The 17,190-nt window shown below is 55.1% G+C and carries 15 protein-coding genes; 6 read left to right on the plus strand and 9 right to left on the minus strand.

Going from position 1 to position 17,190, the window contains the following annotated elements; all coding sequences use genetic code 11:
* Positions 1-20: 20 nt before the first annotated feature.
* Entirely contained in the window at positions 21-1,904 is a 1,884-nt protein-coding gene (locus ELK40_RS11945) for a KUP/HAK/KT family potassium transporter (protein ID WP_127731037.1), read from the minus strand.
* A gap of 89 nt (positions 1,905-1,993) precedes the next feature.
* On the minus strand, positions 1,994-3,481 hold the full coding sequence (locus tag ELK40_RS11950; protein ID WP_127731039.1) for an MFS transporter: 1,488 nt from the start codon (positions 3,479-3,481) through the stop codon (positions 1,994-1,996).
* 116 nt (positions 3,482-3,597) lie between these two features.
* Here ELK40_RS11950 and ELK40_RS11955 point away from each other — a divergent pair, with 116 nt between their 5' ends.
* The gene (locus ELK40_RS11955) at positions 3,598-4,191 is read left to right on the plus strand and encodes a TetR family transcriptional regulator (RefSeq protein WP_127731041.1); all 594 of its coding nucleotides are present in this window, start codon (positions 3,598-3,600) and stop codon (positions 4,189-4,191) included.
* A gap of 34 nt (positions 4,192-4,225) precedes the next feature.
* Here ELK40_RS11955 and nhoA read toward each other — a convergent pair whose 3' ends face one another.
* Positions 4,226-5,071 (minus strand): N-hydroxyarylamine O-acetyltransferase, encoded by an 846-nt coding sequence (gene nhoA, locus ELK40_RS11960; protein ID WP_127731043.1) that lies wholly within the window; start codon positions 5,069-5,071, stop codon positions 4,226-4,228.
* Positions 5,072-5,179: 108 nt separating this feature from the next.
* Here nhoA and ELK40_RS11965 point away from each other — a divergent pair, with 108 nt between their 5' ends.
* Positions 5,180-5,752 carry a flavin reductase family protein gene (locus ELK40_RS11965; RefSeq protein WP_127731045.1) on the plus strand — a complete coding sequence of 191 codons (573 nt, stop codon included), beginning with the start codon at positions 5,180-5,182 and terminating at the stop codon, positions 5,750-5,752.
* 35 nt (positions 5,753-5,787) lie between these two features.
* Here ELK40_RS11965 and fusA read toward each other — a convergent pair whose 3' ends face one another.
* Positions 5,788-7,887: an elongation factor G gene (gene fusA, locus ELK40_RS11970; protein ID WP_127731047.1), complete on the minus strand. Its 2,100-nt coding sequence runs from the start codon at positions 7,885-7,887 to the stop codon at positions 5,788-5,790.
* 160 nt (positions 7,888-8,047) lie between these two features.
* Here fusA and ELK40_RS11975 point away from each other — a divergent pair, with 160 nt between their 5' ends.
* The gene (locus ELK40_RS11975; protein ID WP_111963644.1) at positions 8,048-8,350 is read left to right on the plus strand and encodes a helix-turn-helix domain-containing protein; all 303 of its coding nucleotides are present in this window, start codon (positions 8,048-8,050) and stop codon (positions 8,348-8,350) included.
* 68 nt (positions 8,351-8,418) lie between these two features.
* Here the strand turns inward: ELK40_RS11975 and ELK40_RS11980 are convergent, their stop codons facing one another.
* Positions 8,419-8,874, minus strand: a complete 456-nt coding sequence (locus ELK40_RS11980; RefSeq protein ID WP_127731049.1) for a GNAT family N-acetyltransferase — start codon at positions 8,872-8,874, stop codon at positions 8,419-8,421.
* Between the two features lie 163 nt (positions 8,875-9,037).
* On the opposite strand from ELK40_RS11980, the gene ELK40_RS11985 reads away from it, so the two are divergent.
* A complete protein-coding gene (locus ELK40_RS11985) occupies positions 9,038-10,516 on the plus strand; it encodes a PLP-dependent aminotransferase family protein (RefSeq protein WP_127731051.1) in 1,479 nt (492 codons plus the stop codon).
* A gap of 27 nt (positions 10,517-10,543) precedes the next feature.
* Here the strand turns inward: ELK40_RS11985 and ELK40_RS11990 are convergent, their stop codons facing one another.
* Entirely contained in the window at positions 10,544-11,179 is a 636-nt protein-coding gene (locus ELK40_RS11990) for a helix-turn-helix domain-containing protein (protein WP_127731053.1), read from the minus strand.
* Positions 11,180-11,300: 121 nt separating this feature from the next.
* Positions 11,301-12,632 carry a 2-hydroxycarboxylate transporter family protein gene (locus ELK40_RS11995; protein ID WP_045399995.1) on the minus strand — a complete coding sequence of 444 codons (1,332 nt, stop codon included), beginning with the start codon at positions 12,630-12,632 and terminating at the stop codon, positions 11,301-11,303.
* A 406-nt stretch (positions 12,633-13,038) separates the two neighbouring features.
* On the opposite strand from ELK40_RS11995, the gene ELK40_RS12000 reads away from it, so the two are divergent.
* A complete protein-coding gene (locus ELK40_RS12000; protein WP_127731055.1) occupies positions 13,039-13,986 on the plus strand; it encodes an AEC family transporter in 948 nt (315 codons plus the stop codon).
* Positions 13,987-14,018: 32 nt separating this feature from the next.
* Entirely contained in the window at positions 14,019-15,704 is a 1,686-nt protein-coding gene (locus tag ELK40_RS12005) for an NAD-dependent malic enzyme (RefSeq protein WP_115875232.1), read from the plus strand.
* Between the two features lie 44 nt (positions 15,705-15,748).
* Here ELK40_RS12005 and ELK40_RS12010 read toward each other — a convergent pair whose 3' ends face one another.
* Both ELK40_RS12010 and pptA read right to left on the minus strand, forming a co-directional pair.
* Complete coding sequence (locus ELK40_RS12010) at positions 15,749-16,750, minus strand: Kdo(2)-lipid IV(A) acyltransferase (RefSeq protein WP_127731057.1); 1,002 nt, start codon at positions 16,748-16,750, stop codon at positions 15,749-15,751.
* A gap of 184 nt (positions 16,751-16,934) precedes the next feature.
* Positions 16,935-17,165 carry a tautomerase PptA gene (gene pptA, locus ELK40_RS12015; RefSeq protein ID WP_008501760.1) on the minus strand — a complete coding sequence of 77 codons (231 nt, stop codon included), beginning with the start codon at positions 17,163-17,165 and terminating at the stop codon, positions 16,935-16,937.
* Positions 17,166-17,190: the final 25 nt, after the last annotated feature.

A 17,190-nucleotide genomic window follows, 5' to 3' on the forward strand; every position in this document is an offset into this window, starting at 1 on the left:
GCCCCTGCTTTCGCGCGACGCTAGACGGCAACGCGGCGGCTGATTTCAACCACCCGATCGCTGGGAAGATGGTAGTGGTTGATGACGTGCGTGCAGTTGCGCTTCATGAAGGCAAATATGTGCCGTTGCCAGGCCGCCATACCGGACCCGCCTTCGCCTGCCACAATGGTTTCATGCCCGACATACCAGGTGGCGTCATCGGTGGCGAAAAGCGCGTTAATCTCGCTAACGCCCTGCAACAAACGCGGGATGTCCGGGTGTTCCATAAAACCATATTGCGCTACGCCGTGCCAGTAGCCCGGCGCGCGCTGCTCCACCCTGATACGCTGCTCTTCTCCGACGTAGGGCACGTTGAGAATATCAATGGTCAGCGACAACACGTCCTGCTGTAGCGCCCGGTTTCGCGCGACATGCCAGCGCATTACCGGTGGGATATTGTTCTGCGTGCGGGTCAAAAAGACGGCAGAGCCCGCCACTCTGGGCACCGTCTTTTGCCGAAGCTGGGCAAAGAACGCATCCACGCTGACGCCCTTCTCGCCCACCGATGCGGATACCGCCTTAACGCCGCGGTGCCAAATCAGCATCACCGTACAAATAGCTGCGGCCATCAGCAGCGGTATATAGCCGCCTTCCAGGACCTTTATCAGATTGGCAAATAAGAAAGTGGCATCGATCGTCAGGAAACAGAGGGCAATAACCGCGCTGCTGGCCAGGCTCCAGCGCCACACTTCCCGCATCGCCACAAACAACAGCCCCGTAGTCATCAGCATGGTTAATGACACGGCAATGCCGTACGCCGCTGCAAGCTTATCTGAGGATTTAAAGAACACCACCAGCCCGATGGTTACTACCATCAGCAGCCAGTTGATTATCCCGATATAAATCTGACCGTAGCTTTCTGCCGCCGTCTGCTTGATGCGTAATCGTGGTAGCCAGCCGAGCTGAATCGCCTGACGCGTCATAGAAAAAGCGCCGGTAATAATCGCCTGACTGGCGATGATCGTCGCCAGCGCGGCAAGAATGATGAGCGGTACCTGCAGGGCTGGCGGACAGAGCGTATAGAATAGATTTTGTTTGCTGTTGGCACCGGCCAGAATCAGCGCTGACTGACCAGCATAGTTGAGCAGCAGCGAAGGAAAGACGATGCCGTACCAGGCAAGCCAGATGGGCTTTTTACCAAAATGCCCCATGTCGGCATACAGCGCCTCGGCCCCCGTCACGCAGAGAAATACGCCACCCAGGACCAGGAAACTGGTGTACCCGTTCGAAAACAAAAACGCGATGCCGTACGCAGGATTGAGGGCCAGCAATACCGAGGGGTGCTGAACAATCCCCCGCACGCCCAGGACCGCAATCGCCAGAAACCACAGCGCCATTACCGGGCCAAATATCTTCCCTATGCGGGCGGTACCAAAAGGCTGGATCAGGAACAGCGCCAGCAACACCGCCACCGTCAGGGGTAATATGTACGGCTGGGACTCCGGAATGACCATCTCCAGCCCTTCCAGAGCGGAAAGCACGGAGATGGCCGGGGTTATCGCGCCATCTCCGTAAATTAACGCGGCGCCGATGAGGGCAGCAAAAATGACCCAGCGACCGCCTTTGCCTTTTTCCACCAGAAGCGACATCAGGGCCATAATGCCTCCCTCACCATGATTATCAATTCGCATGGCGAAGGCGGCATACTTGATGGAGGTCACCAGGATAAGCGTCCAGGTAATAAGAGAGAGCAGGCCCAGGATGACGCCTGGCGTAGGGTCATGCTCTGAGAGCGAAAGCACCGTCCGGAAGGTATAAAGCGGGCTGGTGCCGATATCACCAAAAACGACGCCCAGCGCGCCACCTGCAAGCAGGGTTAACCGGGAAAGCGGTTGGGACGCATCACTGCTGTGGCGAGAGCTCATATATTCCAGCAAGAGTCAGATAATCCTGTAAAAAACATAGCCCATCAGCCCCGCCCGCGCCAACCGCTCGCCCTGTTTTACTGCGCTGTTTACTGCGGATTGACCTTCGCCAGGCTAAACCAGATCCCCACTGCCAGCAACAGCAGCATTCCGCCCGCGCTGCCCAGCGCCACGCTGTGGGACGTAATAAACGCGCTTTTCGCCGCCTCAATCACCGGCTCAGCCAGAGACGGCGTCAGGTTCTGCGCCACCTTCATCGCTTCACCAATCGATGACGAGGCTTTGTCGACGAGCGAGGCGTTCAGCCCCTGCGGCAGCTCAATCGACGCCGAGAAGCTGCGGGTCAACAGCAGGCCAAAAATGGCGATCCCCAACCCGGCCCCCAGCTCATAGGACATGGTTTCAATCGCCCCTGCGGCGGCGGCTTTCTCCTTCGGCGCGGCAGCCATAATTGCCGAGGTCGAGGCCAGCAGCGCGCTGGCGGCACTGAAGCCGAGCAGCACCATCAGCCCCCACGCCTGCCACTGCTGCGTGCTGAAGTCGAGCGTCGACAGGCCGATAAAGCTGACGGCGCTGAGCCCCATGCCGCCGGCCGCGACGATGCGTAGCCCCAAACGCCCAACCAGCACGCCCGCGATCGGCCCGCTGAACCCGCTGGCGACCATCACCGGCAGCATAAACATGCCCGCTTCAAACGGCGTAAAGCCGTGAACAAACTGCAGCTCCTGGGCCATCAGCAGCTCAAACCCGACCAGGGCAATCATGGCGGTCATCGCCATCACCACGCCGCTCATAATGATGCGGTGACAGAACAGGCGCATGTCGATCATCGGCACGCGGGCGCGCAGCTGAATACGCACGAAGATAAACAGCAGCACCGAGCCGGTCACCAGCGCGGAAGCTACCAGCCACGGCGACAGCGCGCCTTTTAGCGCGGTTTTGGCGCTGTAGACCAGCAGCAAAATCGCCACGATCAGCATGATGGCATGGCTGATATTCAGCGGCTGCTCCGGTCGTCCCTGCTGAGGAGGGACAAAACGCGCGGCCAGCGAAACCACCACCAGCACAATCGGCACGTTGATTAAAAACACCGATCCCCAGTAAAAATGCTCCAGCAGCATACCGCCGATCAGCGGGCCAAACGCCGCCCCGCCGGAACCGACCGCCGCCCAGACGCCGAGCGCGATGTTGCGATCTTTCGCGTCGGTAAACAGCGTGCGGATCCCCGCCAGGGTGGCAGGAATGATCATTGCAGCACCGATCGCCAGCGAGGCGCGCGCCGCGATCAGCCATCCTGCTGAAGGGGCAAACGCTGCCGCCAGCGACGACAGGCCAAACAGCGTGCTGCCAATCATGAGCAGTCGTTTAAAACCAATCCGGTCACCCAGGGCGCCCATCGGCAGCACCATACCCGCCATCACCAGCGAGTAGATATCGATGATCCACAATAATTCGTTACCGCTGGCGCCCAGCGTCATGCTCAATGTTGGTGCCGCCACGTGCAGCACCGTCGCGTCAATCGCGACCGGGATATACACCAGCACGATAATCACTAACGCTAACCACTGACGAAACATAAATTTCCTTTTCATTTTAAACCTGGACACATGTCCAGATTGCGATCCTACGTAAAGTTGAACGCGTGTCCAGCTTTTTGTTACACTCGTTTCGTTCCCATTGAGAGTGAGTAACGATGCGATATCTGAGCAAGGATGAACGGCGCGAAGCCATCTTACAGGCCGCCATGCGCGTGGCGCTGGCCGAAGGACTGGCGGCAATGACGGTACGCCGCGTTGCGGCTGAAGCCGGGGTTGCGACCGGACAGGTTCACCACCATTTTACCTCCGGCGGAGAGCTAAAATCGCTGGCCTTCGTACGGTTAATTCGCGAGCTGTTAGATGCGGATGTCGCGGGTAAACAGGCGGGATGGCGGGAGCAGCTTCATGCCATGCTCGGCAGCGATGACGGCAGGTTCGAGCCCTATATTCGCCTGTGGCGCGAAGCGCAGATCCTAGCCAGCCGCGATGCCGATATCAAAGGCGCCTATGTGATGACCATGGAGATGTGGCATCAGGAAACGGTGGCGCTGATCTGTGCGGGAACAGAGGCCGGGGTATTTCGTCCTGGCGATCGGGCGGAAAATATCGCCTGGCGCTTGATTGGCCTGGTATGCGGTCTTGACGGGATGTATATCTTAAACATGCCCGAAATGGATGAAACCGCGTTTAACAATCATCTGGATAAATTAATCACCCTCGAGTTATTTACTCCCCCGTCTCAGAAGTGAAGTTGTCGGGGGCCAACAGCCCCCTCTTTGCGCATTATTTCCCGGCCTGAGGATGTGTATCAAAGCCCGCCATTATCGCCGTTAGCTCCGCCAGGGAAAATCCGTGTTTTGCATCGTCAACGCCCAGTCCAAAGCGTTCCTGCATCAGCTGATAAAGCGCCTCGGCATCCGGCAAATGGATCTGCTCCTCCACATGGCCATTCTGCCAGTGGGTAAAGTTGAAGTTGGTCAGCGTCAGCTTGCCGCCGTCCGGCAAATGGCGACACATCAGCAGATGATGACGGAAATGCGACTGCGGCCAGTGCGCCGACCAGAAATTCCCCATCACGTAATCGCTGAAATACTGCGTAGTCAGGTCAAACTGGTACATCGACTGCCAGTGCTCGTGGTGACGGAACTGCAGCACCCAGTCGTTGCCCTCGCTCAGCAGACGGTACAGGCCGTGCGGCGTCTCCTGTTCTTCATTAGCGAGCAGGCGAATCGGCGCCGTCAGCGTCTGGCCGCCAAACCCGACATCGGCTATCCAGCGCTCACCGTTAAGCTCAACCAGCAGCAGGCGATGCGTGCGCGGCGGCATTTGCGGCGGACTCGCTAATACCACGCGTCCCAGTACGCTGCGCACCGTAAATCCGACCTCACGCAATACGCGCTCGAACAGGCCGTTTTGCTCAAAGCAGTAGCCTCCGCGACGTGCGGTGACCAGCTTGTCAACGAGGCACCGATCGTCAAGCTGGATTTCGCGCGGCAGAACGACATCGATATTCTCAAAAGGGATCGCACAGTTGTGAAGTAAATGCAGCGCGCGCAGGGTATCGATATCCACCCGTGTCGGCTGCGTCCAGCCGATGCGGGCGAAATAGGCGGTCAGGAATGGGGACATGCATCAGTTTCCTTTGATTGTGATGTTCTGTTTATAAACTAATTTTATGCACTCACTTTGATTTACGTGCTTTTTCGCCATAATCATCGGTGTAGATGAGGAGATCCTATGAGCCACTTTCGCCCTGTTGAATTACGTCATGCCAGCCGTCTGCTGAACCACGGCCCTACTGTGCTTATCACCAGTCGGGATGAAAGCCTCGACAGACGCAACGTGATGGCCGCCGCATGGTCAATGCCCGTTGAGTTTGAACCGCCGCGCATCGCGATCGTCGTGGATAAAAGTACCTGGTCACGCGAGCTGATCGAGCGCAGCGGGAAGTTTGGCATCGTCATCCCCGGCGTGGCGGCGGCCAACTGGACATACGCGGTCGGTAGCGTCAGCGGGCGCGATGAAGACAAATTCAACTGCTATGGGATCCCGGTGGTGAACGGTCCTGAGCTTGGCCTGCCGATGATTGAAGAAAAATGTCTGGCGTGGATGGAGTGTCGGTTACTACCCGTCACCTCCGCGGCAGAAAAATACGATACGCTGTTTGGTGAAGTGGTTTCAGCGGCAGCTGATGAACGCGCGTTTGTCGCCGGACGCTGGCAGTTTGACGGGGATAAGCTGAATACCCTGCATCATCTTGGGGCCGGGACGTTTGTGGCGAGCGGGAAGATGGTGAAGGCGCTGGATTGAGAAAACCCTCCCCCTGTTGGGAGAGGGTGACCGTATTACTTCGCACGACGCGCAATAATCTCATCCGCAACATTCCGCGGGGCTTCCGCAAAATGATGGAACTCCATCGTATACGTCGCGCGTCCCTGGGACATCGAGCGCAATGTCGTGGCATAGCCAAACATCTCTGCCAGCGGCACGTCAGCGCGAATAATCTGGCTGCCGTACTGCTCCGCCATCCCCTGCACCATACCGCGACGGGAAGAGAGATCGCCCATGATGTTACCGGCGTACTCTTCCGGCGTTTCCACCTCCACATGCATGATCGGCTCAAGGATCACCGGGTCCGCCCTGCGGGCGCCCTCTTTAAAGCCGAGGATCGCCGCCATGCGGAACGCCATCTCCGAGGAGTCAACGTCATGATACGAGCCAAACGTCAGCGTCGCTTTGACGTCTACAACCGGATAGCCCGCCAGCACTCCGCTGTTCATCGCTTCCCGCAGCCCTTTCTCAACGGACGGAATATACTCGCGCGGAACCACGCCGCCCTTAGTGGCATCTTCAAATTTAAAACCACTTCCAGGCTCCAGCGGCTCCAGGCTCAGCACCACATGGCCGTACTGCCCTTTGCCGCCGGACTGACGGACAAATTTGCCTTCGATATCCTTCACCGTTTTACGCAGGGTTTCGCGGTAGGTTACCTGCGGACGACCAATGTTCGCTTCGACGCCAAACTCACGCTTCATGCGGTCGACGATGATCTCAAGATGTAGCTCACCCATCCCGGAGATAATGGTCTGGCCGGACTCTTCGTCAGTATGCAGGCGGAAAGATGGATCTTCTGCCGCCAGACGCTGCAGCGCAATGCCCATTTTCTCCTGATCGCCTTTGGTTTTCGGCTCAATCGCCAGCGAAATCACCGGATCCGGGAACTCCATGCGCTCAAGCGTAATGACGGCGTTCGGATCGGTGAGCGTGTCACCGGTGGTCACGTCTTTCAGCCCCACGCAGGCCGCGATATCCCCGGCGCGCAGTTCGTCCACCTCGTGACGATCGTTGGCATGCATCAGCACGATACGCCCGATACGCTCTTTCTTCCCTTTCACCGGGTTATACACCGCGTCGCCTTTACGCAGCACGCCAGAGTACACGCGGATAAAGGTCAGTTGACCAACGTACGGGTCGCTCATCAGCTTGAATGCCAGGGCCGAGAACGGCTCATCATCGCTCGGATGACGCTCCGCGTGCTGCCCTTTTTCATCCACGCCATCAATAGCAGGCACGTCCAGCGGCGACGGCATAAGCTCAATCACCGCATCGAGCATGCGCTGCACGCCTTTGTTTTTGAACGCGCTGCCGCACAGCATCGGCTGGATTTCGCCCGAGATAGTGCGAATACGCAACCCTTTGATGATTTCCGCTTCCGACAGATCGCCCGTTTCCAGGTATTTGTCCATCAGTTCATCGCTGGCTTCCGCAGCCGCAGAGACCATTTTTTCACGCCACTCCTGGGCGGTGCTGACTAAATCATCCGGCACGGGCGCATAGGTAAACACCATGCCCTGAGTCGCATCGTCCCACAGAATAGTGCGCATCTTGATGAGATCCACCACGCCGGTGAAACGATCTTCTGCACCTACCGGGATGACAATCGGCACCGGATTGGCCTTCAGGCGTTCCTGCATCATCCGCACGACGCGGAAGAAATCGGCACCCGGACGGTCCATTTTGTTAACGAAGGCCAGACGCGGAACGTGATATTTATTGGCCTGACGCCAGACGGTTTCCGACTGCGGCTGCACGCCGCCCACGGAGTCATACACCATCACGGCGCCGTCGAGCACGCGCATGGAACGTTCCACCTCAATGGTGAAATCCACGTGCCCCGGGGTGTCGATGATGTTGATCCGGTGCGGTTCATATCCTCTGTCCATACCCGGCCAGAAGCAGCTGACGGCCGCCGAGGTAATCGTGATCCCGCGCTCTTGCTCCTGCGCCATCCAGTCTGTGGTTGCCGCGCCATCGTGTACTTCACCCAGCTTGTGGCTCATCCCGGTATAAAAGAGGATGCGCTCGGTGGTGGTGGTTTTACCGGCATCGATATGCGCGGAGATACCGATGTTGCGATAACGTTCGAGAGGGATGGGTCGGGGCATGATATTTCCTTAAGTCTTATGACTTGTCTGTGACGACCAGGATGGTCGTGCATTCGTTCGTTTGCTATAATAGTTCTATTGTACGAGTATTATCGAACTATTTTTTAAGGGTTGACCTATTGTTGATATAGCTCAATCTGACGCCATACGCAGGAAAACGATGATCCCAAACCACCCTGAAACTGAACAAATACTGCTTGAAAATGTGCTGTTTGCCCTCGGCAACCCGCTCCGGCTTGCGATAATTCGCCGGCTGGCAGATGGCAGCGAACTCAGCTGTAACGCGCTGCGCCCGGAAGATGTGGTGAAGTCCACGATGACCCATCACTGGCGCGTACTGCGCGACAGCGGAGTCATCTGGCAGCGTCCGCAGGGACGCGAAAACATGATTTCATTGCGAAGAGACGATCTGGATACCCGCTTTCCGGGGCTGATGGCGATCCTTTTACAGGCTAAATCATAAAGACATGCCTGTTTTCCCCTGAATAATGCCCCGTAACATTTCAAGGGGCATAGCTTCAGCAAAGGGAATTATCTGACGTGCATACGATATTCAATCATCCCGCTTTTTTTCGCAATCCAGTCGTATAATCGTTGCGCGCGATAATTAGCTTCATGCGTATGCCAGTAAAGATGGCTGGCGTGATGTTTTCTGGCCTCTCTCTGAACATATTCTATTAACTGTTTACCGATGTGTTTGCCCCTGGCAGCATCGCAGACATATAAGTCTTCGAGGTAGCAGTAATCGTTCTCAGCCCAAGTCGAGCGATGAAAAAGATAATGCGCAAAGCCCACGACGTCTCCATTACATCGTGCCACCACGCAGAATAGCGGCTCAACGGGGCTGAAAAATCGTTGCCAGGTTCGTTCAGTAATTGCCCCAGACAGATCGACATTGTAAAACGCCTGATATTTTCCCCATAGCGGCATCCAGCTTTCAAAATCACGTTCTTTTACTGCCTCAATTGTTACGCTCATAGCGTTCATAGTGCCTCTTTGCTTATCCGTTATTCGTTTCAGTAAGAGTGTATTCGCTGAATGGCATGTTTTGCCCCGCCAATTCTCATCATGAAGGCAGACCAATTTTTCGTCCTGCTACAGGCACTATTGCTTTAGAATCAAGAGACGCAGAGGAAAAGTGGACAACGTAATGTTTAAGCACGCGCAGCTTGAAACGGTCAAGGCATGGATTATCGACCCCGCTCATGGATCGCTACCGCTTCATGAAAGGATCCAGAGAGCTATACGGACGCTGATACTGGAAGGGATACTTTCTCATGGCAAGGCCCTTCCGGCTTCACGTGCTCTTGCGGCGTCTCTCAGCGTTTCCCGGGATACCATTGAAGCGGCCTACTCCAGCCTGCATGCTGAAGGTTTTATTGAGAGACAAACTGGTAGGGGAAGCTTCGTCTCCTCCAGCGCGCGTTTTTTAAAACCCCGATCCCGACAGCACCAGCCAACCGCTGAGATACGAAAAGCAAAACTCAGCGCCCGTGGAAAAGTCATCTATGAAAGCGGAGGAATCCGCGAGTTTTCCTCACCCCGCCCGCTGGCACCCGGAATTCCTGAAACCCGCATTTTTCCCATTTCAACCTGGGAGCGACTTCAGCGACAGGTACTGAAGGAATTACAACACCAGGCGTTAGAGCAAAGTCCACCCCAGGGTATAGAGCGCTTGCGGCGGGCAATTGCGGAATATGTCAACCTTGAACGCGGGACGCGTGCGAGGGCAGAACAAGTCATCGTTCTGACAAGTTCTCAACAGGCGCTTGCGCTTTGTTCCCACGTGCTGATGGACGCCGGGGATGGCATTGTCATTGAAGATCCCAGCTATCAAGGGGCACACAAAGCGTTCAACGCTGCAGGACTGCACTGTATTCCGGTTCTTCTTGATGAAAAAGGCATCTCGGTTGACGCCTTGAATGCTCTGACCGAGCCTGTCAGGGCTATCTCCCTTACGCCTTCTCATCAATATCCTACCGGGGTGACGCTTTCTCTTGACCGACGACTGGCCGTCATTGACTGGGCAAATCGTCACTCGGCCTGGATCATTGAGGATGACTATGACAGCGAGTTTCACTACGAAGGCAAGCCTATGGCCAGTCTTCAGGGACTTGATAGTTACAACCGGACAATTTATATCGGCACGTTCACCAAATCTCTGTTCCCCGGGCTGCGCATTGCCTACATGATTGTCCCCTCAGAATTGACAGAGCCCTTCACCATGGCGAGGACATTAATGGATGGCCACACCGCCTCAATAACCCAACTGACGCTGGCTAAGTTTCTGGAGGGTGGTCATTTTGGGGCCTATGTTCGCAAGATGCGGAGTATTTACGTTGCTCGTCGAGACACGCTGGCAAGCATGATGGACGCCTATCTTTCCGGGTATGTTACATATGAAACGCCAGCGGGGGGAATGCAAATGCCTTGTCACCTGAAGCATGGAATATCCGAGAAAGAGATGGCCTCCGCCGCCAGACGCGCGGGTGTTGATATACTTGGGCTTACGGATTTGTATGCAGGTCCCCCCGCTTCGACCGGTTTTTTGATGGGATTTGCTGCATACACGGAGAGGGAAATAGAAGACGCTGTAAAAAAACTGGCCGCCATTTTTCGTCATGTTTGATGCTGTCGACTGGTCAGAGACTGAAACTCATTCCGGGCGAGCAAGACTATAAGCCGGGATTCGCCGGCTGGTCTTCGTAAGCGTATCAAAGACCTCAGTCTCCGAAGTCACAATTCTCACGCCCATTTTCCTTAACCTCTGCACATCGGCCGCGATGCGCTGAATGCCAAACCAGAAAAGCCCGTCAAGCGCGGTCACAGACAGCCCGTTTTCCAGCGCCAGCTTGAGGCGCTCCTTTGGCGCTTTCACCTGCTGGGCAATTTGCCGGTAAGACGCTTCCGTCGCACCCGTGGCGTCACTGCGCTGGATACGCGTCTTCAGGTGATAGGTAAACTCGTCAGGTATGCCGTCCAGATCCCTTTTAAGGCTATAGACGCAACCAAAGCGCTTGCCGTTAAACAGAACATTTTTCTGACTGAGCTGAAGCTCTTTTCTGACAGCGTCAATCAGCTGGGGCGCGCGGGTGAGGAGCAGCCTGAACGGCAGCTCGAAGCTGGTGACGTAATCCACATTAAGCAGCGCGAGACGCAGACGATCCTCCGCACCGGACTGTTGCTCACGGCACTCCTCCAGCACCTCCGCCCACTGGCGCGTCAGGCGCTCCGGTTCGGCGGCTTCGGTCAGGAGATATTTTTCAATCTGATAATCAACTCTTCCGGTCATCGTGTGGTATCCCGTCGCTGTGGCTGCGGTAATTCTATACAGCGCGGGGATATTTATAAAGGACTGAACCGCAGCGACACTCTGTAAATGTCGTTGCGATTCAGTATCCTGACGTTTCGGATCAGTGCGCCATAATCCAGCCCATCAGAAGCGTGGCGAAAATCACCGTCGACGCGCCGCCGATGCGGGTGGCGATCTGCGCGAACGGCATGAGCGACATCCGGTTAGACGCGGACAAAATGGCCACGTCCCCCGTTCCGCCCAGCCCGCTGTGGCAGCAGGTCACAATGGCCGCTTCCACAGGATACATATTCAGACGCGACGCAATAACGTAGCCGCTCAGCGCCATCGCAATCACAACCGAACCGCATACCACCACGTATCCCACCGAGAAGACCGACACCACGCTCTCAAGCGGCACGTATAACATCCCGAGGCCGATCATCAGCGGCCAGACCAGCGCAGCCGAGACGAATTTATAGCAGCTATGCGCGCCCTGCTCCATTGAGGCCGGGATCACCCTGAAGTATTTACACAGAACGGCAATCAGGATCATCAGCACCGGGCCGGGAATGTGCACCAGTTTTTCAAACAGTCCGCCGACGATGAAAAACGCGCACACCATCAGTAACCCGCCGCCCATCAGATGAAAATCCGTCTGCTGCGTGCTTTGCGCCCCGGCAAACAGGCTGGCGTCGTCTTTACTCCGCGTGAGCATGCCATTTCCCGAGAGCGCAGGACGTTTCGCGCCGAGTCGCGCCAGCGAGCCCGCACAAATAATGGCGAAGATATTCCCAACGACCGCAGCGGGTGCCAGCTGCGCAACGTAGACGTCAGGCGTCTGCCCCAGTATTGCCGAATAGGCCAGGGACAGCGGCAAAATCCCCTCGCCGATCCCGCCGCCAATGATGGGCACAATGATGAAGAAGAAGGTGTGGTAAGGCGTATAACCAAACAGTGAGCCCACAATGAGGCCGCTCAGCACGGCCATGCATGTTCCCGCCACCAGCGGAACAAACATGCGCATCATCCCCTGGATCAGCAGCACCCGATTCATCCCCAGAATGCTGCCGACTACCAGGCAGGCGATGACAAAATAGAGCAGATTCGCCTCTTTCATCAGCAGATGCACGGTATCAAGGGTATGTTTCCCGAATACGCCAAAATAGACCAGCACGGAGGGGACCATCAGGCACAGGATCGCCGGGCCGCCGATATCTTTCAGTACCGGGATTTGACGCCCCACTTTGGCAAACGCGAAACCAAGGGTCATGATGACCGCGAGACCACCTATCATATTTTTCGGCAGCAGCCCTGCCCAGGCGGACGTCGCCACAATGGCGGCAATCCCGACGAACAGCATCAACGGGACCGTGCCCACCTCGGTATTGTTGAGCCCAAAGGCAAAACGCGAGGTAGACAGCTCAGAAGTCGGTACAGGATTATCTTTCATATAATCACCTGAAAATTTTGTTCGGATATACAGAGAAAGGAATAAACTGGAGCTATTCCTGATACGAATAAATGTTTTTAAATATAAATAATGACTTAGATGGCCTTTTCTTAAACCAGGCTCAATATGAAATTATCACGAGCCTGCCGGGAGAAATGTGAACAATACGGCCCTTTATCTTTAAATAACTTAATTCATCATTAAGTAACTAAAGTTATTTATGATGACCAGCATCGCTTTCTTGCGCCTTATCAATACTTGACGAAAGCATTAGTTATTCAACTAATGCAATCTTTTTGAAATTAATTAAACCAGAGAGAGTGTGACCCTTGTCACTCCTGCCCTGCTTTCTAAGCGCTAGATTAGCGCTGCAATAAAACACATAAAATACCCTACAGGAAATACTATGCCTTCATTACTATTACAGTCACTGTTTCCACTCGTCTTTATTATGTTACTTGGATGGCTAAGTGGAAAGTTGGGATATTCCCGGCGTGAAGATGCAAACGTCATGGCAACCGTGGTGATTCGTTTCGCCCTTCCTTTTCATCTTTTTATTGGTGCATTGCATACCGATCCAAATAAAATTAAGAACCTGACCTTTATGGCCGTTTTGGTGGTCGGTTTAATGGGAGCGTATTTGCTGACCTTATTTATTTCACGCTACGTTTTTCGCCACGATATCAAAACCAGCGCCATTCAGTCTCTGGTTTGCGCCTTTCCTGATATGGCCTACTTTGGCGCACCGGTTCTGGCGGTATTGATTGGGCCGGAAGGATTTATCGGCGTGCTGATCGGCAATATTATTACCAGCGTTATCATGATCCCCCTGACTATCGTCCTGATTCGTATGGGTGATAAAAGCGCTCATGATGGCCTGGAGGCGCTGCATCCGGGCGCGATGATCGTGCAAAACCTCATCAAAGCGGCACGCAACCCTATCGTCTGGATCCCGGTCTCCGGCGTATTGCTCAGCCTGGCCGGCGTGCAAATCCCTGCTATTCTCAGCATGCCTATTGAGATGGTTGGCAAGGTTTCAGGCGGACTGTCCCTGTTTGCCCTCGGCCTGCTGTTTTACGGCGAACGTCCAAAACTGAACGTGCAGACATTTACCAATATCAGTATTAAAAACTTAATTCAGCCAGCAATGATGGCCGCCGCCGGGCTCGCCTTTGGCCTGAGCCATACCTTACTACAGCAGGTCGTAATTATTGGCGCAACACCTTCCGCGATTGCGGCGGGGATGTTTGCGTTGCGCAGCGATACCTATATTGATACCGCATCCTCTTCCATATTAATTGGCACGGCCATCGGGGTCGTGACCGAAGGCATCATGATTTATTTAATCTCTTAATCTGTTTTGTTAAAAAAATTCAGGAGTTAACCATGTCCCGGAAAGAAGTTCTGTACACCCCCTATAACGGTGCCGTATTGCTGGAAAACCCGCTACTAAATAAAGGCCTCGCATTTATTAAAGAAGAGCGTGATAATTTTAATCTGCATGGATTATTGCCGCATAACGTTGAAACCATTGAAGAGCAAACCGAGCGCGCCTGGGTGCAGTTCTGCCATTTTAAAAGCGATATTTCGCGTCATGTTTACCTGCGAAATATTCAGGACACCAATGAAACTCTCTTTTATAACCTCTTGCGTTCGCATCTGAAAGAGACGTTACCGATTATCTATACCCCGACGGTCGGTGAAGCCTGCGAGCATTTCTCCACGATTTATCGACGCGCGCGCGGCCTGTTTATTTCATGGCCTAACCGCCATCGTATTGATGAGATGCTGCAAAGCTTTTCGCGTAACGACGTTCGCGTGATAGTGGTAACGGACGGGGAACGTATTTTAGGGCTTGGCGATCAGGGTATCGGCGGGATGGGCATTCCAATTGGCAAGCTGTCGCTTTATACCGCCTGCGGAGGGATCCACCCGGCCTCTACCCTTCCGATTATGCTGGATGTCGGCACCAATAATCAGCAACACCTCGACGACCCGATGTACATGGGCTGGCGCCACCCGCGCATCAGCGACGACCAGTACGCTGAGTTTATGGATATGTTTGTCAGCACCGTTAAAGCGCGCTGGCCCAACGTTCTCCTGCAGTTTGAAGACTTTGCGCAGAAAAACGCCACGCGACTTCTCCAGCGCTACCGCAACCAGCTGTGCTGTTTCAATGATGACATCCAGGGCACGGCAGCCGTCACCGCCGGTACGCTGATGGCTGCGGCCCATGCCGCGGGTACGCGCATTCGCGATCAGCGCGTGGTCTTTTTGGGCAGCGGCTCTGCCGGGTGCGGGATCGCTGAAAAAATTGTGGCGCTGATGGTGGACGACGGCCTGGCCGAGTCCGAAGCCCGCAGCCGGATCTTTATGGTCGATCGCTTCGGCCTGCTGACCGACGACATGACAAACCTGCTCGATTTCCAGAAAAACCTGCTTACCGCGCGCGATGCCGTTTGCAGCTGGCAGGTGGACGCGAAGAATATTTCCCTTCTGGACGTGGTGAAGAACGCGCATCCCACGGTGATGATCGGCGTTTCAGGCCAGCCTGGGCTGTTCAGCGAAGAAATCGTCAAAGAGATGCATCGCCATTGTCCGCGCCCCATCATCATGCCGCTCTCGAACCCGACCTCGCGGGCGGAAGCCCAGCCTCAGGATCTTATCGCCTGGACACAGGGTGCCGCGCTGGTGGCCACCGGCAGCCCGTTCGCTCCGGTATTCTGGGAGAATACGCACTACGAGATCGCCCAGTGTAACAACGCCTATATTTTCCCTGGTCTGGGGCTTGGCGTGCTGGCCTGCAACGCGCGCCGGGTGACGGAAGAGATGCTGATGGCAGCAAGCCGCAGCCTGGCCGCACAGTCTCCACTGGTGACCACGGAAAGAGGCGGACTGCTGCCGCCGGTAGATCAGATTGAAACGGTTTCACGCCAGATTGCCGTCGCCGTCGCCCGGGCCGCCATTGAACAAGGCGTGGCGCCGTCTTTAGATGATGAAACCCTGATGGCGCGCATTGAGAAGACCTGGTGGCAGGCAGACTATGCGCCGTACCGCCGTTCTGCGCTGTAGCGCTGGTCATGCCCTCACCGCAGGGTGAGGGCATTGCTGAGGGTTTAGTGCTGTACGCCTGAGCGGTCAGAAAATTCGCTGGCGGAGAGAATATCACCCCGTGTAGCCGCCTGTTTCTGGCGAGCATAACGGTCAGGTACACCTTCAGGTCGCGTTTTGAAGCGACGGTGCAGCCACATATATTGTTCAGGCGCCATGCGTACGGCCTGCTCAATTGCCTTGTTCATCTGCGTCGCCACGGCTTCTTTATCGCCGCCCTGCAACGCCTCACTGATATCTTCCAGAATAATCAGCTCGTAGCCGGTGCCATTCGCCCTGCGCCGCGGCACAAAGGGTATGACGGCAGGGTTAGCGCTTTTGACCAGCATATAGCTGCCCGCCGTCGTCGCGGCATCCGGCACCGCGAAGAACGGCACAAACACGCTGTTGGTTTTGCCATAGTCGTGGTCCGGGGCGTACCACAAAATTTCATTCTGCTTCAGCGAACGGATCATGCCCTTTAAATCATGGCGATCGAGCATGGTTTTGTTGGCGCGCAGGCGCCCGCGCGTCTGAAGCCAGTCCAGCAGGGCATTATTATTAGGACGATAAACCCCGATACCGGGGTTAAGCATGCCGAATATCCGCGCGCCCAGCTCAAGCGTCAGAAAATGCATTCCCACCAGCACCACGCCCTTTCCTTGCGCTCTGGCTTTCTCCATGTGCTCATAACCCGTTACGGTAAAGTATTTCCGCACTCGCCATGCAGGCCAGAACCACGCCATCCCGGTTTCGATTACCCCCATTCCTACCGATTCAAAATTACGCTGCAGCAATGACTCTCTCTCCGCCTTTTTCATCTCCGGGAAACAGAGCTCCAGGTTGCGGCGTGCAATCTCGACGCGGCGCGGAAGCAGGCGCATCGCCAGTCGACCCAGGCCATGACCGATTCTGAACAGAAGCGGATAAGGGAGCAGCATGATGAGCCACAGAGCCGCAATGCCGGCCCAGCTTAGCCAGTAACGGGGATGAAGAAAGGCGAATGAAAAACGGGGTAATTTTGTCATCAGAAAATTATCCTTTAACGTGTCTGTCCTTAATTGATTCTGTTGAAGATCTTTCCTAAGGATGAATAATATGCCAGTCAGAAACGTTAATTGTAGCGGATAAGACAAAACGCATTTTTATCGATTTTTGCGAAAAACGTGAAATCGAGCCGGGGAGGATTTATTCGCCCCCCGGCAGAAGATCTTACATCGAATACCCGGGCTTCTTAATAAGCTCCTCCAGCTTCGGTCCAATTTCGGTATCCCAGACCTGCGCCTTCCAGTCTTCAGGCGCGATCTGCTTCAACGCCACCGACACGGAACTGTCTTTACTGTTGAAATGGCGAATAATCACGTCGGCAATATCTGCCGCCAGTGCAGCTTTTTGTTCGTCGTTCAAATCACGGGGAAAACATTTGATATCTACGTGTGGCATGTGCAGGCTTCCGGTTGTGAATGAG

Source organism: Enterobacter sp. N18-03635 (assembly GCF_004006055.1).
In the GTDB taxonomy this organism is placed as follows: domain Bacteria; phylum Pseudomonadota; class Gammaproteobacteria; order Enterobacterales; family Enterobacteriaceae; genus Enterobacter; species Enterobacter vonholyi.

What these genes read in the sequence shown, in the direction of transcription:
- nhoA (WP_127731043.1), bottom strand. Translation starts at nt 5,071, where the DNA reads ATGTCCCCATTCCTGACCGCCTATTTCGCCCGCATCGGCTGGACGCAG.
- ELK40_RS12000 (WP_127731055.1), top strand. Translation starts at nt 13,039, where the DNA reads ATGCCTTCATTACTATTACAGTCACTGTTTCCACTCGTCTTTATTATG.
- ELK40_RS12010 (WP_127731057.1), bottom strand. Translation starts at nt 16,750, where the DNA reads ATGACAAAATTACCCCGTTTTTCATTCGCCTTTCTTCATCCCCGTTAC.
- ELK40_RS11950 (WP_127731039.1), bottom strand. Translation starts at nt 3,481, where the DNA reads ATGTTTCGTCAGTGGTTAGCGTTAGTGATTATCGTGCTGGTGTATATC.
- ELK40_RS11975 (WP_111963644.1), top strand. Translation starts at nt 8,048, where the DNA reads ATGATCCCAAACCACCCTGAAACTGAACAAATACTGCTTGAAAATGTG.
- ELK40_RS12005 (WP_115875232.1), top strand. Translation starts at nt 14,019, where the DNA reads ATGTCCCGGAAAGAAGTTCTGTACACCCCCTATAACGGTGCCGTATTG.
- ELK40_RS11990 (WP_127731053.1), bottom strand. Translation starts at nt 11,179, where the DNA reads ATGACCGGAAGAGTTGATTATCAGATTGAAAAATATCTCCTGACCGAA.
- ELK40_RS11995 (WP_045399995.1), bottom strand. Translation starts at nt 12,632, where the DNA reads ATGAAAGATAATCCTGTACCGACTTCTGAGCTGTCTACCTCGCGTTTT.
- ELK40_RS11980 (WP_127731049.1), bottom strand. Translation starts at nt 8,874, where the DNA reads ATGAACGCTATGAGCGTAACAATTGAGGCAGTAAAAGAACGTGATTTT.
- pptA (WP_008501760.1), bottom strand. Translation starts at nt 17,165, where the DNA reads ATGCCACACGTAGATATCAAATGTTTTCCCCGTGATTTGAACGACGAA.
- ELK40_RS11955 (WP_127731041.1), top strand. Translation starts at nt 3,598, where the DNA reads ATGCGATATCTGAGCAAGGATGAACGGCGCGAAGCCATCTTACAGGCC.
- fusA (WP_127731047.1), bottom strand. Translation starts at nt 7,887, where the DNA reads ATGCCCCGACCCATCCCTCTCGAACGTTATCGCAACATCGGTATCTCC.
- ELK40_RS11965 (WP_127731045.1), top strand. Translation starts at nt 5,180, where the DNA reads ATGAGCCACTTTCGCCCTGTTGAATTACGTCATGCCAGCCGTCTGCTG.
- ELK40_RS11985 (WP_127731051.1), top strand. Translation starts at nt 9,038, where the DNA reads ATGTTTAAGCACGCGCAGCTTGAAACGGTCAAGGCATGGATTATCGAC.
- ELK40_RS11945 (WP_127731037.1), bottom strand. Translation starts at nt 1,904, where the DNA reads ATGAGCTCTCGCCACAGCAGTGATGCGTCCCAACCGCTTTCCCGGTTA.